Origin of the sequence: Paenibacillus shirakamiensis (assembly GCF_017874255.1) — a bacterium.
GTDB lineage: Bacteria > Bacillota > Bacilli > Paenibacillales > Paenibacillaceae > Fontibacillus > Fontibacillus shirakamiensis.
In genome coordinates this window covers 41,331-68,297 of sequence record NZ_JAGGLD010000007.1, presented here as the reverse complement: position 1 = coordinate 68,297, position 26,967 = coordinate 41,331, and the positions used below count along the sequence as shown (strand labels likewise).

At 40.1% G+C, this 26,967-nt stretch carries 22 protein-coding genes; 12 read left to right on the top strand and 10 right to left on the bottom strand.

Annotation, left to right across the window (positions count from 1 at the left end):
* Positions 1 to 197 precede the first annotated feature (197 nt).
* Entirely contained in the window at positions 198 to 2,306 is a 2,109-nt protein-coding gene (locus J2Z69_RS16265; protein ID WP_209865019.1) for a TerD family protein, read from the top strand.
* Between the two features lie 29 nt (positions 2,307 to 2,335).
* Here J2Z69_RS16265 and J2Z69_RS16260 read toward each other — a convergent pair whose 3' ends face one another.
* From J2Z69_RS16260 to J2Z69_RS16235, 6 genes are all read right to left on the bottom strand, one after another.
* Entirely contained in the window at positions 2,336 to 3,028 is a 693-nt protein-coding gene (locus tag J2Z69_RS16260; protein WP_209865016.1) for an ABC transporter ATP-binding protein, read from the bottom strand.
* Between the two features lie 22 nt (positions 3,029 to 3,050).
* Positions 3,051 to 3,836, bottom strand: a complete 786-nt coding sequence (locus tag J2Z69_RS16255) for a hypothetical protein (protein ID WP_209865013.1) — start codon at positions 3,834 to 3,836, stop codon at positions 3,051 to 3,053.
* Positions 3,833 to 4,447, bottom strand: a complete 615-nt coding sequence (locus J2Z69_RS16250; RefSeq protein WP_209865010.1) for a hypothetical protein — start codon at positions 4,445 to 4,447, stop codon at positions 3,833 to 3,835. Before J2Z69_RS16250 ends, J2Z69_RS16255 begins: the two co-directional genes overlap by 4 nt.
* Before the next feature lie 148 nt (positions 4,448 to 4,595).
* The gene (locus J2Z69_RS16245) at positions 4,596 to 5,393 is read right to left on the bottom strand and encodes an ABC transporter permease (protein WP_209865007.1); all 798 of its coding nucleotides are present in this window, start codon (positions 5,391 to 5,393) and stop codon (positions 4,596 to 4,598) included.
* A gap of 165 nt (positions 5,394 to 5,558) precedes the next feature.
* On the bottom strand, positions 5,559 to 6,884 hold the full coding sequence (locus J2Z69_RS16240; protein WP_209865005.1) for a sensor histidine kinase: 1,326 nt from the start codon (positions 6,882 to 6,884) through the stop codon (positions 5,559 to 5,561).
* Positions 6,881 to 7,618, bottom strand: a complete 738-nt coding sequence (locus J2Z69_RS16235; RefSeq protein WP_209865002.1) for a LytR/AlgR family response regulator transcription factor — start codon at positions 7,616 to 7,618, stop codon at positions 6,881 to 6,883. Before J2Z69_RS16235 ends, J2Z69_RS16240 begins: the two co-directional genes overlap by 4 nt.
* A gap of 258 nt (positions 7,619 to 7,876) precedes the next feature.
* Here J2Z69_RS16235 and J2Z69_RS16230 point away from each other — a divergent pair, with 258 nt between their 5' ends.
* On the top strand, positions 7,877 to 8,737 hold the full coding sequence (locus J2Z69_RS16230) for an MBL fold metallo-hydrolase (protein WP_209864999.1): 861 nt from the start codon (positions 7,877 to 7,879) through the stop codon (positions 8,735 to 8,737).
* A gap of 96 nt (positions 8,738 to 8,833) precedes the next feature.
* On the opposite strand, the gene J2Z69_RS16225 is transcribed toward J2Z69_RS16230, so the two are convergent.
* The gene (locus J2Z69_RS16225; protein WP_209864997.1) at positions 8,834 to 9,169 is read right to left on the bottom strand and encodes a MerR family transcriptional regulator; all 336 of its coding nucleotides are present in this window, start codon (positions 9,167 to 9,169) and stop codon (positions 8,834 to 8,836) included.
* 74 nt (positions 9,170 to 9,243) lie between these two features.
* Here J2Z69_RS16225 and J2Z69_RS16220 point away from each other — a divergent pair, with 74 nt between their 5' ends.
* From J2Z69_RS16220 to J2Z69_RS16205, 4 genes are all read left to right on the top strand, one after another.
* The gene (locus J2Z69_RS16220) at positions 9,244 to 9,930 is read left to right on the top strand and encodes a type 1 glutamine amidotransferase domain-containing protein (RefSeq protein WP_209864994.1); all 687 of its coding nucleotides are present in this window, start codon (positions 9,244 to 9,246) and stop codon (positions 9,928 to 9,930) included.
* A 346-nt stretch (positions 9,931 to 10,276) separates the two neighbouring features.
* Positions 10,277 to 11,743 carry a protein adenylyltransferase SelO gene (locus J2Z69_RS16215; protein ID WP_209864991.1) on the top strand — a complete coding sequence of 489 codons (1,467 nt, stop codon included), beginning with the start codon at positions 10,277 to 10,279 and terminating at the stop codon, positions 11,741 to 11,743.
* Between the two features lie 191 nt (positions 11,744 to 11,934).
* Positions 11,935 to 12,285 (top strand): hypothetical protein, encoded by a 351-nt coding sequence (locus J2Z69_RS16210; protein WP_209864988.1) that lies wholly within the window; start codon positions 11,935 to 11,937, stop codon positions 12,283 to 12,285.
* Positions 12,286 to 12,464: 179 nt separating this feature from the next.
* Positions 12,465 to 13,703: an ATP-binding protein gene (locus tag J2Z69_RS16205; protein ID WP_209864985.1), complete on the top strand. Its 1,239-nt coding sequence runs from the start codon at positions 12,465 to 12,467 to the stop codon at positions 13,701 to 13,703.
* A gap of 405 nt (positions 13,704 to 14,108) precedes the next feature.
* Here the strand turns inward: J2Z69_RS16205 and J2Z69_RS16200 are convergent, their stop codons facing one another.
* Positions 14,109 to 18,614: a DUF2252 family protein gene (locus J2Z69_RS16200; protein ID WP_209864982.1), complete on the bottom strand. Its 4,506-nt coding sequence runs from the start codon at positions 18,612 to 18,614 to the stop codon at positions 14,109 to 14,111.
* Between the two features lie 317 nt (positions 18,615 to 18,931).
* Here J2Z69_RS16200 and J2Z69_RS16195 point away from each other — a divergent pair, with 317 nt between their 5' ends.
* Positions 18,932 to 19,423, top strand: a complete 492-nt coding sequence (locus J2Z69_RS16195) for a pyridoxamine 5'-phosphate oxidase family protein (RefSeq protein WP_209864979.1) — start codon at positions 18,932 to 18,934, stop codon at positions 19,421 to 19,423.
* A 938-nt stretch (positions 19,424 to 20,361) separates the two neighbouring features.
* Here the strand turns inward: J2Z69_RS16195 and J2Z69_RS16185 are convergent.
* Both J2Z69_RS16185 and J2Z69_RS16180 read right to left on the bottom strand, forming a co-directional pair.
* Positions 20,362 to 21,045 carry a hypothetical protein gene (locus J2Z69_RS16185; RefSeq protein ID WP_209864977.1) on the bottom strand — a complete coding sequence of 228 codons (684 nt, stop codon included), beginning with the start codon at positions 21,043 to 21,045 and terminating at the stop codon, positions 20,362 to 20,364.
* Positions 21,046 to 21,062: 17 nt separating this feature from the next.
* On the bottom strand, positions 21,063 to 21,545 hold the full coding sequence (locus J2Z69_RS16180; protein WP_209864974.1) for a DUF7689 domain-containing protein: 483 nt from the start codon (positions 21,543 to 21,545) through the stop codon (positions 21,063 to 21,065).
* Between the two features lie 358 nt (positions 21,546 to 21,903).
* On the opposite strand from J2Z69_RS16180, the gene J2Z69_RS16175 reads away from it, so the two are divergent.
* The 5 genes from J2Z69_RS16175 to J2Z69_RS19205 all read left to right on the top strand — a co-directional run bounded on the left by J2Z69_RS16175 (position 21,904) and on the right by J2Z69_RS19205 (position 26,893).
* Positions 21,904 to 22,401, top strand: coding sequence for a sigma-70 family RNA polymerase sigma factor (locus J2Z69_RS16175; protein WP_209864971.1), 498 nt, complete (start codon positions 21,904 to 21,906; stop codon positions 22,399 to 22,401).
* Positions 22,391 to 23,032 carry a hypothetical protein gene (locus tag J2Z69_RS16170; RefSeq protein WP_209864968.1) on the top strand — a complete coding sequence of 214 codons (642 nt, stop codon included), beginning with the start codon at positions 22,391 to 22,393 and terminating at the stop codon, positions 23,030 to 23,032. The genes J2Z69_RS16175 and J2Z69_RS16170 overlap by 11 nt, the downstream gene beginning before the upstream one ends.
* A gap of 599 nt (positions 23,033 to 23,631) precedes the next feature.
* The gene (locus tag J2Z69_RS16165; RefSeq protein ID WP_209864965.1) at positions 23,632 to 24,066 is read left to right on the top strand and encodes a GNAT family N-acetyltransferase; all 435 of its coding nucleotides are present in this window, start codon (positions 23,632 to 23,634) and stop codon (positions 24,064 to 24,066) included.
* 44 nt (positions 24,067 to 24,110) lie between these two features.
* On the top strand, positions 24,111 to 24,641 hold the full coding sequence (locus tag J2Z69_RS16160) for a YfiT family bacillithiol transferase (RefSeq protein WP_209864962.1): 531 nt from the start codon (positions 24,111 to 24,113) through the stop codon (positions 24,639 to 24,641).
* A 263-nt stretch (positions 24,642 to 24,904) separates the two neighbouring features.
* Entirely contained in the window at positions 24,905 to 26,893 is a 1,989-nt protein-coding gene (locus J2Z69_RS19205; protein WP_209864959.1) for an S-layer homology domain-containing protein, read from the top strand.
* Positions 26,894 to 26,967: the final 74 nt, after the last annotated feature.

Sequence of the window (26,967 nt, the reverse complement as noted above, 5' to 3'; positions counted from 1 at the left end):
TCAAAGATTCGGAATCAATGATTCTGAATGTTGATCTTCAGGCTATGGCGATCCTTCCTTCTCACTCCCTTAGATTTAGGGTCGCGGCTTTCCTGATGCATCTCATTTACGAGAGGAGGTGTCCAGGCTATCATAATCCTTCCTTCTAGCGGATTTTCATGAGGATATTAGGGTTATGGCTTTCCTGGACTCTTTTTATGACGAATAATTCTATCTATGTAAGAAGAGCGAATAAACTGATAGTCGATGAGAATAAAGGGTTTGCTGCTCAGCTTCCGCAGTCTCATGTGGCAACAGCTATGAAAAATATAGAATATCTCGGTTATACCTTCTCCTATCCACTAATGCAAGCTTTACGATCATTAACAGTAGAGCAATTCGAATCCTTATATGATCAATTAATTGATGATCTAAGGGTCATGGTAGGGGCACATGTGGCATACTGTCCGATGTATCCTAATTTCCCAGATCAGGTCATGCAGATGCATGATGCTGACTTGTATCTGAATGAGATATACCATTATATTACATTAGATATGCAGGCGTATGAGGTTAAAGATAGACCTGTATTTGTAGATAATATTCAGCTAAAAGTAATTGATCTAGGAAGCAATGCGGAGTTTTACACGATGATACGTCAACTAATTCAATCTAAGGGATCGATCTCTGACACAGATAAAAAAGATATAGATTTGGCCATAGCCTCTGCAAACCCCGAAGACATAGTAGAGATTCTTCCGTTAGAGATCCCTTTCAAGGAGAATGTAGGATTTGTGGCCGCAGCATTATTGAAGCACGACAAGGCGAGTCTAGAGATGGTTGGACGATATATGAGAACGGCTACTGATGTGCTTCGTCTGGCTGTAGCTTGGTCAGATGGCGATGTTAGTCTATCTCAGGCTACGCGTTTTCGCAAATTCAAGCGCAGTGAGAGAAGATGGCTACTTGGTCTACTCGAACGCTGTCATCCTATGACAGAGGATATGCTGAAATACCGGGATCGCTGGGTACGATTAGGTGAAGTTTTGCATCCATCGGAGTATAAGCATAAGTTCACAAACTGTAAGGTTGCGTTTGATGTACTGCGTAATAAAAAACCTTTTTCGACGTTTAACGGAAGCGTTGAACTGGCCTTTCGGTATCGTCAGTTCGAGGTTTTGCTCGATCTGCTTAAGGAGCGACCTGGTGAATTTGCAAGACGATTAGATCAACTATTGCGTTCAACCGAGCCAACGAAGGATGTAGTGCAGGCTTTCGGTGAAGTTGCGGATCAAGTGTCGACACCTGTATTACTTCAGGTGATCAGCCATTTTAACCATCGCCATGCACCGCCTGAACTGCGAGTATTCTTCCCAAAAGGAAACGTGGCTAAGGCCTTTGCTATTCCGAATATACTTCCTAAGATCGAAATAGAGATCTGCCAAGCTGTAGTGCAAGCATGTGAGCGTGTACTTGTAGAACGTTTCGCTAAGCTTCCTTCGCTGGGAAAAGTATATTTGGATGAACGATTGATGGAATATAATGTACCTTTCTCCCAGAGATCGGCAAGCAAAGCTTTGCATACAATTGTTCGTGGGAGCCAAGTCGAGTTACGGGAAGGCAATACCGTGCGTTTTTTCAGTTGGTGGAAAGAGGGGATGGTACAAGGTGTATCGACGGACCGAGTAGATATTGATCTGTCCGCGGTCATATATGATGCGGAGTGGAACTATGTGGAGCACATTTCTTATACAAATTTGCGATCCTCAAAGTACCAAGCTATCCATAGTGGAGATATCGTAACGGCTCCAGAAGGGGCATGCGAATTTATTGATCTCCATATCCCCTCGACTGTCCATTATGGTGGGCGTTATGTTGTAGCTACTCTTCATTCTTTCACGAATCAACCGTATTGTAACTTGCCGGAATGCTTTATGGGATGGAGTATGCGTAAGGAACCAGGTTCTGGTGAACTATTCGAACCGCTTGCAGTAGCTAACAAAATAGATGTCACTGCTGATACGCAAATTGCAATACCGATGATTCTGGATCTGGTCCAGCGCAAGGTAATTTGGACAGATTTAGCGCTAAGCCGAAATCCACATGACTACAACAATGTAGAAGGGAATCAGAAAGGTATGATTCTAATGGGCAAAGCGTTGACTGATTTACGCAAACCGAATCTCTATGATTTGTTCAAACTGCATGCTGAGGCAAGAGGAGTGGGCGGCTTAGTCACCGCTGATCAGGCTGACACCGTATTTTCTCTGGATAACGGGATTACTCCTTATAATATGGAGCTGATTATGGCTGAATACATAGGGTGAGTCTAATACGATCCATATTCCTTAGATCCTTAGTAGAGGGAGGTTGAAGAAGATTCTCTTCGGAAGTATTTCCGTTTGAGTTCCTCGGTCAGTTGTTCCAGATGGCCGCCCTGAATGATATATAGGACATCACAGAGAGAATCTAGATCCTCGTAATTATGACTTGTGAGGAGCATGGTTTTATTCTCTGCTTTGAGCCGAAGCATGATTTCCTTGATATCGTTATAGGTCTGATAATCTAAGGCGTTAAATGGCTCGTCCAAAATAAGAATATCCTGACCTTCCATAATCGCTTGGGCAATGCCGAGTTTCTGCTTCATGCCGAGGGAGTAGTCGGCCACCCTTGTCTTAAGGTCAGGGTCTAGTCCCACAATACGCATGGCTTCTCTAATTTCATCTGTGCCGATATTGCGCTTAATGTCAGCCAGAAACTTTAGGTTTTTGAATCCGCTATAAATGCTAATATAAGCTGGTGAGTCAATGAGTACACCCATGTGTTCAGGGAAATCAATATCTTTCCCCAATTGTTTGTTCCTTACATATATGCTGCCTTGATCGGGAGCTATAAATCCACAGATGATTTTAAATAACACCGATTTGCCACTCCCATTCGCTCCTACAATGCCCACCGTGGTTCCTTTTTCAATCTCCAGATGAATGTTAGTTAAGACGGGTAGGCCATGAAAAGATTTGGATACACCTGCAACGTTAATTTCTGTCATGCTTGACACCTCACGTTCGATTTTATTGGAATCTTTTTTTGTAGCCAGCTAGCAGGATATAACTCAACAGGAGAGCTATTAATCCAGCAAGGAGTAGCAGGATAAAGTTCTCAGAGAGTCCTTGACTACCATTAGTAAAAAGGGAGTGCTGTGACAGACTAGACATGCCCACAGGCGTGTATTGGACCCATGAGAAGGGAAGTAGGTAAAGGCCATACAGGAGCAAAATGACAACAAACCCGATAGTCACTTGACGGTACAGTAGAAAAATAACGAACAGAAAGAAAAACTGCAACATGAGATCAAGTACCGTCATGCCCGTAATATATAGGACTAGTTCAGTAGTGCCTAGATGAGTATTCGGATGTTCTATGCTTTTTCCCAAAGGCATGCGAGCGATTATAGCGATGAAAAGGCTGCATGTAGGTAATAGAAGGGAATAACTAATCAAAAACAAAGTGCTAGTGCCGAGTATAGATAAAGCCCAGCGTCTCTTGGAGCGTAAGCGGACGGTGAGTATAAGGCTGTAGCCTTCTTGTTCATGTTCGAGAAATGTACTAAGCATATAGATCGGGAGAATATGACTCATGAACATCGCAAAAAAGGGAAGAGGTTCAACATAGCTATGCCCGTGTCCCCAAAAGGTATGAATTAGGACATCCTCTACCGTGCTATCCGGTATGGAACGCATCTCTACCAAGTTCCATAGGGTGAATGCAAGGACAAATACTATCATGAGGAGTCGGTTCATTGAGGAATACAGTTGCGCTAGGTAATAGGGTGTAATTCCTTTGCTTATCCACTTCATTTCCATGTAGTCCTTTTCTGCCAGTAATTATTAATGAAGAATACAATACCAGCCACAATCATGCTCAGTGAGATCAGACTCACTAGTAAAGCATAGGGATAACTTAAGTTATACATAAAAATAATATAGTTGTTAATGAATAGAAATGGGATACGTGTGAGTCCTTGTATTTTGGATTTCATAGCAAAGACCATGAGAATATACAGCATGATGGTAATAACAGCGACGGCCCTTTTTTCTAGAAAATGATGTAGTGTCATGAACAGTGTGGCTAGAATACTAAGTCCGAAAATCATATAGATTACGGTGATGCATATTGCCTGCCAGGGTGAACTGAAATACGTTCCTATAAGAAGTAAATAGTCTGGCGCATAAGGGGGAATGGTAGATCCTCTCGGCAATCCCATGCCTATAATAAGGAATACTGCTAACTGGATGAGTACGAATAGGGTCATGTTCACTGATAAGGCTGCTGCTTTTACTGCGAAATAACGGGAATACGATGTCATGCGAATAAGAACGTAGTCCAAGTCATCTTCGAAATAGTGATAGAGAATATAGAAGAACATAATCGTCAAGAAAGGAGTGATATAGTAGTGGTTGGAAATCATGGAAAGTATAAAATTGTCATAGGATAAGGGAAACCCTTGTCGTTCATTAAGAGTGAATAAGGCACACCCTAGGACTAGAAAAACTAATCTTCCTGACAGGAACCGGCGGACGTTTCGTATAAAAACAGCCTTCATATAGGTATCCCTCCTAAGACGGATAGACCGTTACTTTTTTAATTTTCCGGTAATATATATATACAAATGTAATGAATAATAAGGCCAACAATGGGCCGCATAATAGCGGAAAAGTACCAAATCTCTTTACATTATAGGAATCAGGATTGAAACTTATATAGATCCTATAGGGTTTCAAATTAAGCGTGTTGAGAATAAAATTTTCTACTATAACATAAATGAACGGCCCGGTCAGAATCACAAAAATATTACGGATATATAAGGAAAACACAAATCCTAATGTGGCCAAGATGGCGGATAAGATCCCCTGCCAAAAACTTAATAGTAATCCATATCGTAGTGGATGGTGAACAAAAAAACTGCCCATAAAATGATATTTCTCTGATCTAGGCATAGGTTGTCCAGTTATGGAATCTAGTAAATATAATTTCGGAATAATATCAGGCTTAATATATAATGCCGTAATCACACCAAAACTCATAGCTACGAACATGATGACAAATGAACTGGAGGCTACGACGATCCACTTCGCTAAAATATACTGCCCTTTACTAACCCTTGTTAAGGTGTACCATAGAAATTTGTCCTTCCTCTCGTAATACATCAGCCAACATACCGGAATGACAGCGATGATTGGAAATATAAATACAATAAATGAGATGCCTATCTCCCAAGCTTCTAAATCCTTTTCCAGCGAGTAGTCACGATAAAGGGTTCCAGTTAGGATGGAGACGGCAAGCGTTAAGGTTATAAGTGTGCCAAGTACAGGCCATTTTAATTTGGTCCATTCAAGCAAAAGCAAATTTTTCATAATCATCCTCCCTAAGTCTTACACCGCCGTACTCGTCAATAAAGCGCTGTTGTGTCTACACTATAGCTTGCTCCTACAGTAGGTACAATAGATTGGGCACGAACGAGGGTTGTACAGGAATGAACGTAGCTTCGTTCCCGTACAACCCTTATTCATACTCGTATATTATGGGATTAGCACACCTATGGAGATGTAAGGAATTCCACGGAACATGGTATTCCGGGTAATGATTTTACCTTGATGCTGGACTACAATTTGCTTCACATTATAGAGTCCATATCCTCTGGTCTCGTTAGAATCTCTCTTTGTGGTATAACCCGTGGCAAACATCTGCATGAATTCGTTGGTAGAGCAATGGGCATGAGGGTTCATGACGGTCATCTCTGTCCATAAATGCTCATCTGACCGCTGAACGGTCAGAACAATTTCATCCTGCGGAAAGGAAGATTCTATCGCGCTATCCAGCAAGATCCCCAAAATTTCCAACACTTGATGTTCGTCCGTAATCATCGGTATAAAGCCAGCGTGAATGTGGGTAGTTAATTTAATTTTTTTGAATTTCGCTAACTTCATTTTTGTATATAGAAATCCTCCAATAACTTTATTATCCATTTGTAAAATTTCGCGAATTTCGATCTGCATCATGACATCTTTGGTATAGGTAGATATGAGGGATCGCGCCTCAGGGAGGCTGACCGAAGTCTCGACAATACTATGAATCGCAAGCAGCTTATTATGGAATTCATGCTGTCTTGCCTGAACCTCCGAGACGAGTTCGTCAATAACCGGTAGATACTGCTCCATCGCGGCGAACTTGGTCTCTTGCCGAGCTCGTGTACGGTGCTCAAATATAATCCAAATGTTCATACTAATCACAAAGGAGAACGCAATAACAATGAACAGTAGATTTTCTAACACAAAGGATGTACTGAAGTTGGAATAGCCGAGGATAATAAGGACTGCAATAGAGGATTGAATAATGATAATTTTTGTGAACAATCCACTGAGATCCGCTAGGAAGCGATGGCCATTTCTTATGATGAGGAAGTAATACAAAAGGGTGGCCAATACTATAGTAAATACTTGATGAACATAAGGGTAGGCTATATGGTTCATACTCAGAACCATAGCAACTGCTGAGATGCTGAAGGTTCGGATCAGAATCCATATCAGGAAACTTAGCATCGTGACCACAATCACTTTTATATTTGATAGAGGACGAATATATTCACTGTTCAACATGAACAAGCAAAGTATTAATACTATCAAAATAAAGGGATTATCTGCGGGTAAGAGATCAAAGTTGTTCATTTCAAGACCTGCAAATGGATCAGGGCTGCTAGTACCTAGCATACGAAGCCAGAGATTTAAGATGCTGAACCATAGAAACCAAGTTACGGTGGGTTTATTTAATCGAATAGCGTGCCCTGCCAGTGCGTAACAGAGGAACATCATAATTATGGAGTCCACTATGATTTGAAGATAGATCATTTCGCACCTCTGGTTACTAAGTTATCTTTATATTTTTGACCCATAGGGATAGGGTGAAGGGTATCTGTAAGTTCCACAATTCCATGGGTTTTGTCGATTCTAGTAATATATGAAGTATTAATAATATAGCTTTTGTGACATTGTACGAAAGACGAAGAACCTAATAGCTCTAACATCTTTTTTAGCGACAATCCCGAGATTCGTTCAGAACTTGTCTGATCTTTGCTGTTCCTAAGATGAAGCTCTAAATTTTTGCCAAAAGATTCAATATATACAATCTGCTGCAGCTCATATTCGAAAATGTGACTTTTTTGCTCAATACGAAGTGTGTGCTTTTGCTCATAGGTAAGGTGCTGACTATAGCGAATGGTGTCTGTTAAGACGCTAATTACCTCATCTTTCGTGAATGGCTTGATTAGGAAACCGTAACACTTAATCTCCCGGAATGCGGTTAATTCATTGCCCGCGAGTGCGGTTGCAAAGAGGATCGGTGTATAGCTATATGGAGCCATGATGCGTAGTTGATGAGCAAGCGTCGTTCCTTTGTAATCAGATAGCTGAATATCAAGGATGAACAGGTCAATCTGATCCTTGCAGGCAATGCTCCAAGCTTCACCTGATTTTGTAGCAGTGATTACACGGATAGAGCCATCTATTTCATCAATACAGGACAGTAACAGCTTGGTTATGTAGGGGTCATCTTCCACAATCAGTATGTTCAAGCGAATAGACATCCTCTCTGAGCCTCATAATAGATTCCATTATTTATGTTTTAGTAGGGAGAATCAAGTAGATTTGTATATATTTATTATAATAAACGGGTACTAAGATGAGATCAGTTTGACGAGTAAGATCTATCAGATCAGATAGACTGGTACACTACGAAATACCGAATTTAGATAATTTCGAACAAACGGATATAATAAACAGGGTCGAGATTTAATTATTAAATTTTAAAAAATTTTAAATAACAAAAAAAGAAGGTATTTTCATTGCTAAAAAAGCTTTCAAATAAGGTGTATTATATGCCGCAGTATTCTGCAACAGATCGGCCGGCACTAGGCTTGATTTGTGGGAATACGTACAGCGTATTTGTGGATTCAGGAAATTCTCCTGCCCATGCAAGGGATTTCCTTCAGCTTGTTGAGGGGATGGATGCCTCGCCAGTTAAGTTCGTCGTCATTACGCACTGGCATTGGGATCATATATTCGGAATGGATACGATGGGACTATTATCGATTAGTCATGATCTAACGAAGGAGAAAATTCAGTATTTAACAACGCTAGCATGGGATGACGCCTCACTAGATGCTCGGGTAGAAACCGGCGAAGAAATTGAGTTCTGCAGCAGTATGATCAAGCGAGAAATGCCAACAAGGGACGAATTGAAACTGAAGACCCCGGATATTTCTTTCAACAGCAAAATGGAGTTAGATCTAGGCGGGGTCACTTGCATCGTTGAGCATGTGGGGGGAGTCCACGCACAGGATTCATTGATTGTATATATTCCAGAGGAGAAGATCATGTTTCTGGGGGACTGTATTTATCAGGACTTTTACAGCGGAGAGTGGAGTTATGATCTGGACGAACTCACGATCTTATTAGATAAAATAAGAAAGTATGATGTTGATTACTATGTAACAGGCCATCAGGAGCCAATGGCGCATGCGGAATTATGGCATTGGATGGATGAATTGGTGCGAGTAGGTGAGATTGTGGATCTTGAGGTTTCAATGGATCAAGCCGTTGCTAGATTTAATGAACATGAGAAGGTAATGCCTACGGAAGAGCAATTGGAGTATATTCAAAACTTCATAAGTGGGAGTCAGAAGAAGCTCTCCGAAACTAAATAAAGTATAAACAAGCCGATATTCTGGATGTCCAGAACGTCGGCTTTTCGCAATGTAATATCAATGATCTAGTAATAACAAATCACATCCAAACGCCAGTTACACTACAATTTTACCGGCAATTTCGTCGATATAAGAGTTCAAAATGAGAATCTGTTCTTCTAAGCTTTTTTTATGTTGGATCAAAATGGAGTTCGTATCTATATTCTCATATTCCAAATTAATATTCGTTATACTTCCTCGTATCTCCTGAATGGGCATACCTAAGCGGCGGAAACACTTGATCAATTTTAGGATTTCGATATCTTTATCATCAAACGTACGGATGCCTTGTGGGTTTCTTTTTAGGGGTGGAACGAGTTTGATTTTCTCATAATATCGAATGGTGCTTGAAGGAATTTGAGATAGCTCACTTGCGGCTTGAATGGAATACATCATATTCCCTCCTTGACTTAAAGTATGGTTTAACCTTTATGGTTATACTACCACATAAAAAGGAGTAGATATCAATGGGAAACGTATTAGTAGTAGTTACGAACGTATCTAAATATCCAGATCAGGCGCGCGCAACAGGACTATGGCTTGGCGAAGCAGTACACTTTGTAGATGAAGTAGAGAAAGCAGGCCACCATGTGGATTATGTTAGTCCGAGCGGTGGTTATACTCCGATTGACCCACATAGTCTTGAAAAAGATCAAATGACTGAATTAGATTGGACCTATTACCAGAATAGCGAATTCATGAATAAGCTAGGCACGACACTGGCGGCTGGAGATATCAATCCTGAAGATTACGATGTAATTTACTTCACGGGTGGACACGGTGTAATGTGGGATTTCCCAGATAATCAGAAATTGCAAAATATTGCAATGAAAATACATGAGAATGGTGGCATTGTCTCGTCGGTATGTCATGGTGCAGTAGGTTTGCTAAATATCAAGAACGACGCAGGCCAGCATTTGATTGCCAATAAAAAAGTTACAGGCTTCGCCAATAGTGAAGAAGTAGCTGTGGGATTAGATAAAGTAGTGCCATTCCTGACCGAAGACGCGCTTGTTAAAAGCGGGGCACAGTTTGTAAAAGGTGAGGATTGGGCATCGTTCGCTGTGGTTGACGGACACCTCGTCACTGGACAAAATCCGGCATCAGGCGGTAAAGTGGCGGAAGAAGTCATTACACTGCTGAAATCTAACTAATAATATTACTGTGAATAAGACTAAACTACTCTCAGCGGGCCCTTTCTTGATCGATATTGATCAGGAGGGGTTTTTTTTCATAAATTATACATACAAAAGACGGGATAGATTCTATGATGAGGTTTATTGAACGATTAGATAGAAGAAGGCATGCTTCTGAATCAGTAAAAGCAGGATGGGTTGGTCGTTTAGAATGGACACTGAACAAAGACTTTAGATGTTTGTCTTTAGAGAAATCAAGTATAACAGCATATATAGCTTCTGCTATCTAAGCGTATAATAAGAGAAGCTACAAGTAAGGTACTTGAGTTCAATAGTTAACAGATCACAATTAAAAGGAGATTCTATGACACATAGAAATGAAGTAGAAACAGGTTGGAATATGGATCATAGTTATGCACGTCTTCCGCAATTATTTTATAGCTCTATCGATTTAACGCCAGCGCCAGCGCCTCAGTTGGTGATCTTGAACGAGAAGTTGGCGTCCTCCCTATCTCTGAGTAGCAAGGCACTGCAAAGTGCAGAGGGAATTGCAATTCTTGCGGGAAATCAAGTTCCAGAAGGTGGTTCACCTATAGCGCAGGCTTATGCTGGGCATCAGTATGGGCATTTCACCATGTTAGGAGATGGACGGGCGGTCTTACTTGGAGAACACATCACGGATCAAGGCGAGCGTGTAGATATTCAGCTTAAGGGTTCAGGTCCAACACCATACTCCAGGCGAGGTGACGGAAGAGCGGCACTCGGTCCCATGCTGCGAGAATACATTATTAGTGAAGCGATGCATGGACTGGGAATTCCAACGACTCGTAGCTTAGCTGTGGTAGAGACAGGGGAAGAGATCCTCCGTGAAAAGGCATTACCAGGTGCTGTTCTTACACGCGTAGCGGCTAGTCATTTACGTGTAGGAACATTTGAATATGCTGCGCAAATCGGCAACATCGACAACATCCGTATCCTTGCGGACTATACGATAGAGCGACATTTTTCTTATATAAAAGATAGTGAACTTCGCTACCTTCATTTCCTTCAGGAAGTGATTCGGCGTCAGGCTAAGCTAATTGCTAAGTGGCAGTTGGTGGGTTTCGTACACGGGGTTATGAATACCGATAATATGGCGATAAGTGGGGAGACCATTGATTATGGACCCTGTGCGTTCATGGATAGCTATGACCCAGCTACGGTGTTCAGCTCTATTGATCGGGACGGTCGCTATGCGTATGGCAATCAGCCCTATATCGGGGAATGGAATCTTGCTAGGTTCGCGGAAAGCTTACTCCCCCTCCTGCACGATGATCAGAAAGAAGCGATCGAACAAGCTCAGGAAGCATTAGCCCAGTATGCTACGGTATATCAAGAGGCTTGGCTGTCGGGCATGCGGGCGAAGCTTGGCCTAAGTAACGAGGAGGAGGGCGATGAGTTGTTAATTAAGGACCTCCTACAGATCATGCAGACTCATCGTGCGGACTATACGAATACTTTTGTCGCCTTAACTTTTGATAAGAAAATGACGATGTCCACTACCCCGGAGTTCATAAAGTGGCATGCCGTCTGGCAGGAGCGACTTGGCAGAGGGCAGGAATCGACGCTGACTTCACATCAGTTGATGCGAGACAGCAACCCTGCAGTTATTCCACGAAATCATCAGGTGGAAGCAGCGCTGGAGGCAGCGGTGAACGAGGGAGATCTTAGTATCATGGAGCGTCTTCTCGACATGATTGCTCATCCCTTTGCCCATACACCGGAGCAAAAAGCTTATGCTTCTCTCCCCATGCATTCAGGTGATTCTTATCGAACTTTTTGTGGTACTTAAGGAAAAAGAATGATTAGGATATATTAAAAATTAGATTAAAGAAGAATAAGGTTCCTGCTAGGAAGGGGCACTCTGAATTATAGGGTGTCTTTTTATTAGCGGAATTTTAGCAACACTTTTCATAATTTCTCGTTTATATAGTAAAGGGGGAGAATTATGATTAAATGCAGTAGCTATATATTGATTTTGTTATGTGTGGTTTGTTAATGGCAGGTTGCTTCAATAGAGAGCGCATTGACAGTTCCAAGTCTTCTTTGCTCGGTAAGGTTACGATTGAAAGATCGGGTAAGAATACAGAGGTCAACTATACATTTCTAAACGAAGGTAGTAACAAAGTCGGTATTATTGGGGGTGCCAGCTATAAGCTATATAAGAATGATAGATTATTGGAAGAGGGTGCCGTACCTATCAAAGATTATATAGATCTTAAGCCAGAAGAAACGTATGCAGATAAAAAAGTGTTTATTAATTTATTACCAGGCACATACCGTGTCGAAGTGCGTTGGGATAATACCATGGCAGTAGGGAATTTCACTTTCTAAATACGCTGAAAATAAAGATAAAAGCGTCTGCAAACAACTCTAATATTACCTTTTTATGGACATATATACATAGTTAACATGATTAACTTTACTTATGTGGCAAGCTTAGGTATGTTTTATATAACACCAAAATCTGACATACAATGTATGGACTAACCAAAGCTGGAAGGAAGTTAATCTTGTTCGAAACGTTACTGTTGAATTTCTTATTTTTGCTAGTACCTGTTGTTATTTATTTAATATTTTTTGAGAATAGTTCTTATACGTATGATCGAAGAATTTTTGTCCTGCTTTCTACTGTAGCGATGATCTTATGTCTTGCCAAACCCATCCAACTCGACATTGGATATATTTTTGACTTACGCTATATTCCTTTTGTACTAGTAGCTTTATTTGGTGGTTATAAGAATGCGATTCCAATCTATGTTGTCTTAAACACTTGTAGATTCTATATTGGGGGAAATGGAATAGTCTTCTCATTCCTATATTCGACAGCGTTCCTTATTCTAATTCCCTTGCTTCATCCTAGATTTATTAGATTATCATCTAGAAACCGAATAATTGCGGCTACCACCATTTCTTTTTTCAATGTAAGTTGTTACCTGTCTATACTGAGTTTTACGCAATATTTGCATAGTCCGCAATACAACATACTGGTATGGAATGCTTTAATCACGTATGGAGGAATGACGGGTATTCTCATGCTCTTAATCGAGAAAATCATGACAAATACTAAAAACCGTGATCGGATTCTCCAATCCGAACGACTCAATGTGGTTAGCGAACTTGCAGCAAGCGTATCTCATGAGATTCGCAATCCACTTACAGTAACTAGTGGGTTTCTCCAGTTGTTAAATCGATCGAAGACCCTAACTTCAGAGGAAAAAGGATACGTAGAAATGTCCCTACAAGAGCTAGAGCGCGCAGAGAAAATTGTCAGCGATTATCTTTCTTTTGCCAAACCTCAGACACCATTTATGGTGTTCTCTGATCTGAGTGCAGAACTGGAATATACTAAAAATATTATTGTACCCTATGCATCGATACATAAAGTGGAGGTCGTATTCAGCTTTCATAACACTCTCACAACGATTTATGATCGCAATCAGATCCAGCAGTGCTTGATCAACCTGTATAAGAACGGGATCGAGGCTATGAAAGAAACAGGCGGCGGTACACTGTTCATTGATATATCTGAGAAAAAGCAACAGATTATCATCAGCATTTGTGACACGGGTGTTGGTATGTCTAAAGAAGAGATTTCAAGATTGGGTAAGCCTTATTATTCTACGAAGGCAGAGGGCACAGGTCTTGGAATGCTTATGGTCTATACCACGATTCACAAGCTTAAGGGGAAGATCGAAGTGGTTAGCGATAAAGGTAAAGGAACTACGTTCCTGATTACCATACCTACTTAGAGCTACTTAGAGAGAATTAAAAGGCAGTGTACCAAGACGAAATAAAGTCTTGGTACACTGCCTTTTGACCTTTTTACGATGGTTTTAATACATGGCATGGATATTAGGCACTAATCATCGCGTGTAAGCTTGAAATCCGTTAAGTGAACAAATTGAAAGCCTTTCTGTAGCAGAGCAGGGATGGCTTGAATCATACCTTCGGCCGTAACCCTCCTAAAAGTAAGATTGAAATTAGTAGAGCATGGGGAATTCAGTTCATTCATAGAGTGCTGAATTCAAGGAAATACATACTATAATTCAGCTTCTAAGAAGAACTGTATCGGCAATAAAATAGGTACTCCGTACAGCCTGCGAAGAGGACATAGGAAGTACCTAATTTTCAATATTTTTTGTATACAATCTGCGTTATTTATTCATTAGTCCAACGTATTGCAGTAAACGGCTTAACATTACGCCTGTTTCTGCACGAGTTACGGAATCATTAGGTGCAAAACGACCATCGCTATGACCTTGAATAATGCCTGCTGCTTGAGCCGTTAGGATGGAGTCCCGTGCCCAGCTACCGATAAGCGATTGATCCGTAAAAGGACGATTTGTTGCTGTGATAGTTAATGGCTGCCCCACTAGTGTAGCAGCGCGGCTCATGAGCACGGCGATTTGCTCGCGCGTGATTGGAGCGTTCGGATGAAAGGTTCCATCCTCGAATCCTTCAATTAAGCCTGCCTGTTGAGCTGCCTTAGCAGCATCTGCATACCAAGCGGTAGCTGAAATATCTTTAAAAACAACAGAGGTTGATGAGACTTGCAAGTCCAAGGCCCGGGACAATAAGGAAGCGAACTCTGCCCTAGTCATGAATGCATTAGGATTAAAGGTTGAATTTCCCGAACCTTTCATGAGTCCTTTAGTCGTGAGTAGCTCAATATCCGACTTTGCCCAATGCGTAGACATGTCAGCAAAAGATTTGGACGGAGCTTGAACAAGTATAATGGTCCCGTTCTGCTGACTAATTACCATGGCCTGTCCTTGTTTGAATGTAGCGGGAACTATCGTGAACGGCCCATCTTGGCTCACTCGAACGGCTACCATGTGGCTTGGGTCGGCATTTCCTGTATAGGCTAGGGTCCTCGATATATATGTTACACCCATGGCAGTCATTATGGTATTTTTACCATTTTTAGCTGTGGCTTGAAGGGTGAAGCGGACAGCAGCACCGAGTGGTGTATATCCTGCAAGTTGAAGCTTATTCAAGGCTGCCGCAGTTTCAGTTCCCGTAGGGTTATCTAGACGAATCGAGATCGTGATATCATTCAGCGAACTACCTAGGGTCGAAGCGAGCTGAGAGAAAGGAATGGATCCTATCGGTAGACGATACCCAGCCTGACTGGAATCTATTTGAATGAGTGTAGTCTTGGGTACAGAAGAGCCTATCAATGATGAAGCAGGTAGCTGAAGTTCTTGATTATGGATCTGTCCTGAAGGTAAAGAAATATGCAGAACAGGATTCGTCAAGCTAGAACGGGTTAAGCGCTGGATTGCTTCATTTAGGATTTGTGCATCAATGGTGGAGACCTGAATAGGCCGCCCACTTGCATCGTTCTGTTCCTTGGTTACTATTCCTTGTGATGTAATCTCAGCACCAAGTGCTGTCGGTATAGAAGTCACTAGATTCGGCGTTGGTACTGGTGTTGGTGTTGGTAACGGATTCGGTGTTGTTGGTGTTGGCGTCGGTGTCGGTGTTGGCGTCGGTGTCGGTATTGGATTCGGTGTTGTTGGTGTTGGCGTTGGCGTCGGAACAGGCGTAATACTTGCCGACGCACGAGTGACTATGATCTTATAGTTGTTGGTAGTCGTACCATCCTGTGCTTGGACAGTTATGAGTATGGCGTTGGTACCTTCTTTTAAAGTGACGTTTTTAGTCTTTGAACTATCATAAGTTTCTCCATTGATATGGAGCAGGGATAGTGCATCTGTTGCTGATGCTTGAATATCAAGCGAATCCACATCATGCGCAACGTCTACGGTATAGTTCAGGACGGATGGTGAGAAGACAGGGCTTAACGTTCCTTGACTAACGTTTAATTGATGCAAAGTAGCTACATCGATTAATTTGCCTGCCTTCATGTCCGCTGCGACAAGCGCATAGTCTTGGACAGCTTGATGAGCATATCCCTCAGCTGCATCGAGCACAAGAGGGGTGAGTGTATCCCACTTCGGGGCCACTTCTGTAGCAAAGGCATCCTCAAAATTCCCCGTAAGTCCGCCCTGTGACGCATCTTGATCGGATCGTGAATGAGCAAATGCATAGGCTTTAGCTGCATCCGACACATACTGCCCGAATTCACTAAGGTTTTTAAATGTGCTGTCCGTATAGTCCCCTTTATATGGAGCGATTTCTCGAATCAAATAGTCACGATCGGATCCCGTCAGTACACCTAAATAGGTATCCGTATCATTAGATAGGGATTGATATGCCCGCTTGGAGAGGTTCGCATCCTGACGTTGTTCTTTCACGTCTAATAGAATGTCGTCTGTATCCGAAGATGTAGGACCTTCAATTAAAACGTTATAGCGCAGAACACCCATACTACCAATCCCTTGGTTAATCCGGCGCACTGTTTTTTTGACCGCGAAAAAAGAATCGAAATCTGAATTGCTCATCGTAAAAGCTGATCTAATATTCGTCTTGTAGCTGTTCCAATGCGAAGATAACTCGGCAAGCTCGGCTATTGTAGCCGGTTGATATTTGGTCGATTCTGGCTTCATAATATCTGCATTCCACTTGGCTACTTGCTGGGTACGTGCTATAGCTAATGGACCGGCTTTGTCTGTGACTTTTTTCATCAATGCCTTGGTATACACGGATAATTGATCACTTGTAAGCTTATAGGAAGTCTCGTCTTTACTACCGTCGTGAATACTGAGAACGGTGTCCTTATACGTATCCAGAAATTGTTGAGCCAAAGACCTGATATCGGTATCGGATGCGCCTGCAATTCCTGAGCCGGAACTGTCGTATTTCGCCAGGTAGATGCTGGTGGTGAAGCGAAGCAAATCTTCATAGAAATGGCCAGTACGTGAACTGTCAGGGTCATTTAAATCAAACACAGCATCCCCTTTGCCATCATTGAAGAAACCCACATTTTGAATATGTGCATCACCTTGTATATAGGATTCTATAGCATCGAAGGCATGTAGTGGCTGGGGTAAAGGGAGCACACCTGTCTGTAAATCTGCTTCGTATAGAGCATTCGTTCCTCGGAAAAAGGTAAATGCATTCCCTGCTAAGCCATTTGCACTATATTTATAGGCTTTGATAATAGGGTCGTTAAAGAACTGATTATCTTTCAATATTTGTTGTTCCACATAAGTTTTGCGTGCTTGGCTTGAGTCAGGAGCGGTAGTCGCTTTTTGCAACGTAATGCCTGAGATGGTATCGGAATCGAGCCAATTCCCTGCAACAACAGACCCTTTTATAACGACAGTTAAAGGAATGTCATTTCGCACTGGGGTTAAGGCTTTGCCATGAATTGCGAACCTGATCTGATTCGATGCTAAATCAGCGGAAGCTTGAACTGTAAATCCTTGCGGTAAGCCTGCCACCACATAATCTGCACCTTCAGTCAAAGGGTTGCTAGATAAATCACTGCGAAGCGTGCTAGAACCCGTCAGTTGCACTGAGAAATGGGCTTGTGTGGCATCCAGTTCAGTACTAGTGCTCATTTTGACTAGCGCATCACTGGCTACAGATACTCCCGTTACTTTCGGATGAGATGTAGCGTGAAGAAGCTGAATACCACCAATGGTATTAGAATCCATATAGGCATACGCAGGATCTAGTGCTCTACTTTTGATGACAACACTTAACATCGCGTCCGCCGTTATCGGCGATGTCGAAGTTCCTTGAACATTGAACAGAATAGATTGTCCATCTTCTGCGCCAGTTGCTGTAGTGCTCAGACCGGAAGGTAGGCCTTCTAAAGTATAGTCACTACCTTCTAGTAACGATCCCTTACGCACGTGTCCGACAGACAAATTAATTTTAAAAGTTTGTGCTGGATTTACCTCTGAGGAGTTAGCCATAGTAATCGTATTTGCAATCACATCTGCAGACCCTTGAATTAGAGGTTCACGAAAAGAGCTGTTTCTCGGACTAAATATACTCTTGACCGATACAAAATCTCCAGCGTTATCATCTGTATCTAGGCCGTTTCCGTACCCTGTAACAAATTTATCTGTGTCACCTATGATCGTACCCCTGGCATCAATACCTTTTCGCACAATGCTTTTTTGATAAGATCCATCCGGAGCCGCACTTGCCCCTTCATAAGACTTAGCTGTTCCGTAACCAACAAAATCAACGGCGGTTGAGGGTTTTTGAACCGTCAGGGCATCTGTTGAGGGAATAAGCGCAATTTTGCCACCGCTCTTGTCTAAATGAGGGAATATAGTAGGATCAACCGTGACATCTGCAAAATCATCCGTTAGAGGTGTCCCTATTTTGTCAGGATTCATGGCTTCTGAAGGTGATTTGGTGTTCAGCTTCACAAGATAGAAGCCGTGTGCTTTGATTGTACTTTTGGATGGATTTGTGCCTATAGGGGCGACATACCAGTTGGTACCCTCCGCGCTATTGGACAGCGCATACTGCACAGACCAGTTCGTTAATACCACATCTATATTAGAGGGATTATAGAGTTCAATATAATCATGAGAGAATGTGGACTTTCCCTTGCTTGAATTATCGGTTCCTCCCGCATAAATCTGACTGATGACCACATGATTGCCATTTTGGTAACTTGCTGCTTCAGCAACAGGAATGCTATTCCCAGTTACGAGTTCATTTAATAGGGGATTAAGGGCAAGCATACTGCCTAAAATAAGGGCGATAGCTCGTCTTTTCGGGGATAACAAAATAAAGGCCTCCTTATGGATAACAACTGAACTTAAACGTTAACGTTCTTGCTCATTATATGAACTGAATGTCACGCCACTGTTAGATCCATGTAAAGGCAGGGTTAACGGCAAGGTGAAAAAGCCTTAAGAAACCGCTATGAATGAGCCCTTTTACCTTTTATTTCCTATCAGGGAAAATTGCAATAAGATATTTGGTAGAACGTAATAATATTTATGTAAAAACTACCATTTCGTTTGTGAATCCTTGATTTTGTGTAATAAAGATAGAGAAGTTGAAAAGATTACGGTCCACAAAAAACTAATGAGGTGATGACATGTCTAACGCTCACATAAGTAATCAAGAGGCTGTGGAAACAGTCAGAGATCTAATTAAGGATATAGATACCGCTATGTTCACGACCCTAACGCCTGAAGGCATCGTGTCTCGTCCTATGAAAACACAAGAGGTCGAGTTTGATGGAGACCTATGGTTCATTACGAAGAAAGAAACCAATAAATATCAAGAACTTCTTCAGAATTCAAAAGTAAATATTGCTTATGTAGATAAATCTTATGTATCTCTTCGCGGGGAAGCGGAGTTAATTCAAGACCCGGCGAAAGTCAAGGAATTCTGGAATGTAGCCTATGAGAAATTGCTAGATGTCTCCTATGACGATCCAAGTCTAGTCCTAATTAAAGTGAAGGCAGAGACGGCGGAATACTGGGAGGCAGGCAAGAAAATCAAGCTTGTGAAGCATCTGTTCCAGAAGATGACCGGCAAAGAATCCGAGGATGCTGAGCTGAACAATACTGTAGAATTGAATTAAAAAAATGACATAAGGGCCAAAGTAATCGGCTCTTTTTGTTGTTATATATGCAATGCATTTTAGTTATTTTAAAATTATTATATTGATAGGAAGATATAGAGTAACTATAAGTAATAAATTATAATATTTAAAATTATTTTTATTAAATATTTCATAATTTTTGAACAATTTCTGAATTTACATAGGGAAATTTATAGATGGTGAAAAACAAAAAAAATTTTTCCAAGCGATTGTATCGATCGTCCTAGTACTCTCATTAGTAATAGCAACACAGTGGATACTGATGCCACATCTACAAATAAAGAACCTATGAAGAACACCGTATCCTACGCTTCAGAGATTACGTAGTGCATAGTAATTGTATTGCCTTAAACAAACTCTTTATGAAGAAGGAAAACATGGAGCAATATTTCTGCTGTGAAAAATCAACATGTAATTGAGACAGAATCGGTAACGTATAGCGATCCGATTACTCTTGAATATCTGTTAGATATACTTAAAGAAGATTTTGGCAGATAAATAGGTTTGATATAAAGAGTAAATTGTAACAATAATAGACATTCAAAAAACCCTAGGCAGTGCATTTTTATGTCTAAAAGAAGGTCAATAATTCAAACATTTATCCAAGTTTCTTAAAGAAGAAGCCGTTCGACTGTCTATGGAGGAAGAATGATACTATAGAAGTTTTTCTCCGAACATTTGTATAAACAAAAGATGCAACGTATCTGATGCTGTCTCAACTTTCAAAAATGAATTTTGTTGAAATGCACGCTTAAGAAATGTGGTCTAACTAATAGTTCGTTGTGAACTCATAAAATAAAAGAAGAATATTTCTAAAGCGATTTTGCTTTAGGAATATTCTTCATAAAAAAAGTAATTAGTTACATTGGAATAGTTAATCAAGCATTTTTTTAAAAGACTTTTAAAATAACTAGTTTTTATTGCTCATTAACATAACTTCTTAATCCTTCAAAAATTGAGTTTTTCTGTGAAAATAATTCTTTAGTTATTGAGACATCTCTAGCAACTTTCAGTTCCCCATCATCTTTAATTAGCTCCTTAAGAGCAGGGAAGATGTCTTCCTTTCCTTTGACAATCTCCTCTGCAATAAATGGTATAGCGGGAGTTCCTAGCTCAATTAGTCCATTAATTTTTTCGTTAATTTCCTTAGATGAACTGGAAATTTCATTCACCTTTAAAGGTATTGCTTTCAAATATTGTTTCCAGTTCTTTTCAAATGATTTTGCAGAATTCCACTCGGTTGAAGAATTCTTTTTTAAATCTGTTTTTGAAATCTTCTCTATTGCAATAGCTAAAATATATTCCTGAAGTCCATCATTAGGACTTTTTTCAATTTTCTCCTGTAATATTGGCAAAGCATTATTTCCTAAAGCTACAATACTTTCAAAGTCTTTATTGTCTTTTATATAATCATATGGATTAGAGCTCATCGCTAACTCTGTTTTTAATTCTACTTCTTTGTTGATTTTCCCTTTAATTAATGCCAGCTTTGTATCAACTTGTTTTTCAATTGAGGCATTTGCAAGATTATTATTAAGAAACAATGTAACTATAAGACTTAGACAGAATAGTGAAAGGACAATTAATGTTATTTTTTTCATTATTTAAATCGCCTCCGTTAATTTTTGTATTTTCTGATAGCGTAACCATAAGGTCCAGCACCTTTATATGGATTATGTCCAAGACTTTGTAATCTTTCAAGTTGTCCCCATTTAGCATTGCTGTAATTAGCATCTGCAACTTTACTGAAATGTGTAATGTTAGATTCGCTGGTGCCATAAGAGATAATCATTCCTGTTGTGGCTGGTTCGGAAAGACTGTAAGTAGATTTACCTTTGGTCGTCATATAATTACTTACTTGTGTTACATTTGGATTAGATGCCCCCCAGGGCCATTCCCAAACACTAGTATTACCTAATGCGTATGCTAGGCAATTGTAGGATGAAGTTGCATCAGCTAAGTAAGCATAATTTCCTGGGGTAATTACAATTGAGTCATATACTGATGTCGCCTGAGACAAGGCTTCTGCAGAGGCGGCACCTCCAACAATAGCGGATATCGATAAGGTAGTTGTAATTATCCATTTTTTTGCTTTTATCATATAAAATTTCCTTTCTTATAACTTTAGAATTTATCTAAAGTGTCAATTTTTATTTTTATTACAGTAAAATATTAACATATTATAATTAATTAGTAAATATACTATAATTAAGTAATTTTAGTTAATTATTATTATATGATAATTAATTAGGTGTTCTAGAAAATTTCAATAACTATAATCTTATAATAGAAATATAGAAAAAATTTTACTAAATTGGGTGCTAGAAATTACTGATATATTTTAATGATTAATCTTTTTATGAGGCTGTATAAACAAAGTAAGGAATTATCAATAAATTTTTTGAAACTTGAAACATTTATCCGTATTTTAAAGTGTTATGAATAGAAGGAGGGAAGAAATGGAAATTATACAGATCGATAAAAAACAACAATTAGAATATTTGGTTAATAAATACGGAGATATGGTGCTTCGTGTGGCCTTAACACACCTAAGAAACCTAACAGATGCACAAGACGTTTGTCAGGAAGTATATATCAAGCTAATGAAACATCAAAATGGATTTAATGATGCAGAACATGAAAAAGCTTGGATAATTAGAGTGACTATAAATACATGCAAAGATATTACCAAAAGTCCTTGGAGAAGTTGGCTTACCCCACTTGAAGAGATACCTTTGACAGATAATCATTTAGAGGATAATGAGATTATCTCTATCGTCTTAACGCTTCCTAGGAAATATCGTATAGTTATATATCTTTATTACTATGAAGGTTATAAAACAACAGAAATTGGAAAAATATTGAACTTAAAAGAAAATACAATTAGAACACAGTTACGACGTGCTAAAGAAACTCTAAAATTTAAACTTAATGGAGGTTTTGGGGATGACGATTAGAGATAAATATGTAAATGGGATGAACAAAATCATAATGAAGGATGAATTAAAACAATTAATAATAAAAAATGTTGAACGGAACAGTCCTGTTTCTCAACCTCTAGCGGTAATAAATCATTGTAAGGTCGTTATGGTCTCCATATCTCTAATAACTATATTTCTTTTTATAGGGGTAGCATTTTTCATTCAGATGGGAAGTCAAAACACTTCGTCACCATTTGGTGGCTTTGTAGTAACTGCTTATGCTGCAGATGGGACTTCTTCAGAAGTAAAGCCTAATGTAGAATTTCCGCTCGGTAAGTACTCATTATTTATGAGTAATGTACCGGGATTTCCTATAAAAATCGTTGCTAAAGATGCAGATGAAATTAAAGTGCTAACAATAAAAGGGCAGATTCTGCTATGGAATTCGAATGATGGACAGATAAATTTAAAAGGGAAAACAGCGACAATAAATTCAGGTGAATTGTTTTATTGGACACCGTTAATAGCTGGAGAACAATCAAAATTAGAAAAAAATACTTTAGTTAATGTAACTGCATATAAGAATAATAAAAAATTAGGTAGTAGTAAAATTGAAATAAAATTAGATGAAAATAACATATATAAAGGAATATTGATAATTGAATAATGACCTATAGGATCAATAAAAGTGCACACAGAAAATGCACAAAGAGAGGTCTTTCCTATGCATTATTTTACATCAAGTTTTACTCCAAGCTCTAGTCACAAAGGATGTGACTGACGTTTTTTACCCTTAATTAGAATTGGCTATAGATCAATTGTTAAATACGGAATTTAACGCATTTTTGTATTGTGAGAGGCTAAATTAATTCAAACCATGCCCAATTCAAGGAAAAAATTTCGTGCTGTAAAAATAAGCCTATAAGATCGCAGCAGAATTTGCTGCAAGGAAGAATTCTAGGTAAATAGATAAGCTCTATATTAGAAAAGAGGGGTATAACCCTCTTTTTTTGTTTTTATAAGTTGTGTATTTGTCATTTAAAGACATCATCTATGCTAAAAATAAGACAGATGAAGAGAACGGCATACATCCTAGCGACTAATAAAAAGCTCTAAATTATCTCCCATTTCATGTACTACCTGTATTCCATAAAAAAGGTTAGTCTAAGCACGTAGAAATGAGCATACATTTTATACCATTTAGTTCTAATTTGTTATAAAGTAATTGTATAACTCCAAGAACAATATCAGGCAAAGAGGTGCATCATGATACATATTCGCAGTTATGAAGCACAAGATCTGACGGCGCTAACTTCACTAATGGGTGATCTTGGCTATCCAACCGATGTGGATACGATGGCGAAACGGATGGATACGATAACAAAACTTCCACTCTATTATACTTTTATGGCTGTACTGGATCATGAGGTGGTAGGGATGATGGGGCTCCGCTTGGTCTATTACCATGAAGGGGACCAGGTTACGGCTCAGATTTCGACGCTAGTCACTAAAGCGGAGGTGCAGGGAAGAGGCGTAGGCAAGGCGCTTGTGCATTTTGCGGAACATTGGGCCAAAGAACAGGGCTCGCGGGATATTTACTTGAACAGTGGTACCAAACCTGAACGCGAAGCTGCGCATCAATTCTATAAAGCGATGGGTTATGAAATTAACGGCTATCGTTTTGCGAAGAAATTAGACTAAGCTTACGTTGATCACATCTCTACTAATCTAAGGGGGCACTTGGTATGGACAATTTGAAGTATCCAATCGGACCATTTGCAGGCAAAGCATCTTTAACTGATGAAGAACGGAACGCACTGATTGAAGAACTACCTAAGCTAACGATTCTTTTACAAGATACGCTTCAATCCTTAACGGAGGAACAGCTGAATACACCATATCGCAAAGAGGGGTGGACGGCACGGCAAGTAGTCCATCATCTGGCTGATAATGAACTGAATGCTTATTTTCGGCTCAAAAAAGCACTCACAGAGGACGAACCGATGGCAGGTACGTATACGCAGGGGTTATGGGCAGATCTTCCGGATTATGAATTCACGCCAGTTCAGGTATCCGTTACCTTCCTCGGTGCGCTTCAGCAGCGATTATACGTCTTGTTATCTCATCTGGAACCTAAGGATTTCAAGCGTTCATTTCGAACTCCGGCTTACGGTACACTGACCATTGACGATGCTTTGCAGCGCATGATTTGGCATAATAAGCATCATACAGCGCATGTTCAATTAGTAGTAGAAGGTACACATACTGAAGGATAGATAAAGTAAGGAATAGCTTATATTGGAGACCATTCCATCGGAATGGTCTTTTCAGATCAAAGTTTGTCATTTTGGCGTCATTGAGGATAAGTATACTTTTCTTACATAAGGACATTTGGGTAAGTTGCTTAATTTAAGAGGCATCCGACCATGTTCCTACAAAATATGTAGAAGAGGATGGTAATTGATTAATGAAAAGGTATTCAGTGTATAGCGTAGGGTTGTGTTCCATTTTAATGGTCATATTGTTAAGTGGGTGTGTTGTGACGAATGTAAATTCTGTCGAGATTAGTATTCCTAATGGAGATTTAACAGAATCTCAACATGCATATATTAGATATGCAACGGGTGAAGTAGCCACGGCAACAATCAACTCCTCTAATCCGACAAAAGTAGTGGTTCCAACCTCTAAGGAAGCAACCATTGTGGGGGGGTATATTAGTGAGGGAGATATCAGCTGGGTTCCTGAGTTTACTTATGGAAATATGTATCAGGTTATTGCGAATCATATTTCAGACCAGAAACCTAGTTTGCCTGTAGGGTATGTTGCTCTGGACCGTACTGCAGTAGATCCTGCTCGACCTAATGTAGTAGAGGCAACATTTGATGTCTTTGGAACAGATGGGAACCCTGTAACCGGTAGAACGGAAATATTTGCTCATTCGACAGATGCTAATATTACCTTTATGGATAGAGAAAATTTTGGATTGGGCAGTGCGAAAGAAGGGATTTCCTCTTATACAGTAAATGGACAAGTTACCTTTAACATAATATCGAGTCTTGAAGAAATCCCTGAGATACCGCTTACTTTATTTAGTGGATCGAAAGAAGTATATGTAGCAGGTAAGAAATCTACCCTAGAAGGCCTTGCGATTGAATATGCAGATAGGGATGCGGAGGATCGAGTAACTCAGAATGTAATCTTACCTAGAGCAACAGACCTATCCATTCCAGTAACATGGGAAAGTAGTGATCCAACAGTTATCTCCTCAAGTGGAAAAGTGCATCGTTCCAGCGAAGACAAGCAAGTAACCCTAACGGCTACGGTAGAAATTAATCAATTACCTACATCCCGTAAATTCCATTTAGTTGTAAGTCATAATCCTAGTGAGCTTGCCAATCTAAGTTCATTAAGTCTACAAGGAGTAAAGATGGATCAGACCTTTGATGCAAATCTTTACGACTATACCGCAACTGTACCCAATGAAATAGATAAGACAACAGTAGAGTATACAGCGGATATCGATACAATGGTTGTTCTACAATTAGAAGATGATCAAGTTAGTAACCCTATAAGTCTGAAGCAAGGTGTGAATGTAATATATCTTACGACTACAGCAGATGACGAAAGCACGCAACAATACACAGTGAAAATAACACGCAATAAACCAGTTGAGACACCAACACCAACACCAACACCAACACCAACACCAACACCAACACCAACACCAACACCAACACCAACACCAACACCAACACCAACACCAACACCGACACCGACACCGACACCGACACCGACACCAACACCAACACCAACACCAACACCAACACCAACACCAACACCAACACCAACACCAACACCAACACCAACACCCGTGATTGAAAAGAGTCCCTTTTTGTCTTCAATAGTGAAGAATGAGGATATGTTAGTCACTACTATAAAACAGACTTTAGAAGCTACGAAGGATGCCAAAATAACCTATGCAGATACCTTTAAGCATTGGGCTTCTGATGATATCGTGTTGGCTTCCCGTCTTCAGATCATTAAAGGATATGAGGATGGTAGCTTCAAACCCAATGCCGCTGTATCCCGTGCAGAATTCAGTGCAATGATTGCCAGAGCTTTCCACATGGAGACAGGGAGTCAGACCCTTAAATTTAAGGATGTTGATGACCAGAATTGGTCTAAGTCAAATATTGAAAAACTTGCATCTAACGGTGTTCTAAGCGGTTATCAAGATGGAACTTTCAAGCCTAGTCAATCTATTACACGTGCGGAAATGATAACGATCATTTCGCGTATTCTAAACTTAAAATCATTAAACCAACATAACTCAACCCCCTTATTCAAGGATGTTGCTAGTGGCTACTGGGCTCAAGAAACGATTGCAGATGCCACGGCCACAGGAATTATTAAAGGTACTAGCGTCAATAACTTCGCACCTGAGGAGAAAGCTACCCGTGCCGAGGTATTAAGTCTCATTCTTCGTACCTTGAAGATGGACACACATATTGCTGAACTATTGAAATAAATTTCACTGCAACTGCAGCCCTAGGCTGCAGTTTCTTGTTAATATGAAGATACAGGATAAAAAGCTTATATTCT

Excerpts from the sequence above, each read along its gene's own strand:
- J2Z69_RS16185 (WP_209864977.1), bottom strand. The coding sequence starts at position 21,045 with ATGAAAAAAATAACATTAATTGTCCTTTCACTATTCTGTCTAAGTCTT.
- J2Z69_RS16260 (WP_209865016.1), bottom strand. The coding sequence starts at position 3,028 with ATGACAGAAATTAACGTTGCAGGTGTATCCAAATCTTTTCATGGCCTA.
- J2Z69_RS16245 (WP_209865007.1), bottom strand. The coding sequence starts at position 5,393 with ATGAAAAATTTGCTTTTGCTTGAATGGACCAAATTAAAATGGCCTGTA.
- J2Z69_RS16165 (WP_209864965.1), top strand. The coding sequence starts at position 23,632 with ATGATACATATTCGCAGTTATGAAGCACAAGATCTGACGGCGCTAACT.
- J2Z69_RS16235 (WP_209865002.1), bottom strand. The coding sequence starts at position 7,618 with ATGTCTATTCGCTTGAACATACTGATTGTGGAAGATGACCCCTACATA.
- J2Z69_RS16210 (WP_209864988.1), top strand. The coding sequence starts at position 11,935 with ATGTGTGGTTTGTTAATGGCAGGTTGCTTCAATAGAGAGCGCATTGAC.
- J2Z69_RS16240 (WP_209865005.1), bottom strand. The coding sequence starts at position 6,884 with ATGATCTATCTTCAAATCATAGTGGACTCCATAATTATGATGTTCCTC.
- J2Z69_RS16255 (WP_209865013.1), bottom strand. The coding sequence starts at position 3,836 with ATGAAGTGGATAAGCAAAGGAATTACACCCTATTACCTAGCGCAACTG.
- J2Z69_RS16225 (WP_209864997.1), bottom strand. The coding sequence starts at position 9,169 with ATGTATTCCATTCAAGCCGCAAGTGAGCTATCTCAAATTCCTTCAAGC.
- J2Z69_RS16195 (WP_209864979.1), top strand. The coding sequence starts at position 18,932 with ATGTCTAACGCTCACATAAGTAATCAAGAGGCTGTGGAAACAGTCAGA.
- J2Z69_RS16250 (WP_209865010.1), bottom strand. The coding sequence starts at position 4,447 with ATGATTTCCAACCACTACTATATCACTCCTTTCTTGACGATTATGTTC.
- J2Z69_RS16180 (WP_209864974.1), bottom strand. The coding sequence starts at position 21,545 with ATGATAAAAGCAAAAAAATGGATAATTACAACTACCTTATCGATATCC.
- J2Z69_RS16220 (WP_209864994.1), top strand. The coding sequence starts at position 9,244 with ATGGGAAACGTATTAGTAGTAGTTACGAACGTATCTAAATATCCAGAT.
- J2Z69_RS16215 (WP_209864991.1), top strand. The coding sequence starts at position 10,277 with ATGACACATAGAAATGAAGTAGAAACAGGTTGGAATATGGATCATAGT.
- J2Z69_RS16175 (WP_209864971.1), top strand. The coding sequence starts at position 21,904 with ATGGAAATTATACAGATCGATAAAAAACAACAATTAGAATATTTGGTT.
- J2Z69_RS16265 (WP_209865019.1), top strand. The coding sequence starts at position 198 with ATGACGAATAATTCTATCTATGTAAGAAGAGCGAATAAACTGATAGTC.
- J2Z69_RS16170 (WP_209864968.1), top strand. The coding sequence starts at position 22,391 with ATGACGATTAGAGATAAATATGTAAATGGGATGAACAAAATCATAATG.
- J2Z69_RS16160 (WP_209864962.1), top strand. The coding sequence starts at position 24,111 with ATGGACAATTTGAAGTATCCAATCGGACCATTTGCAGGCAAAGCATCT.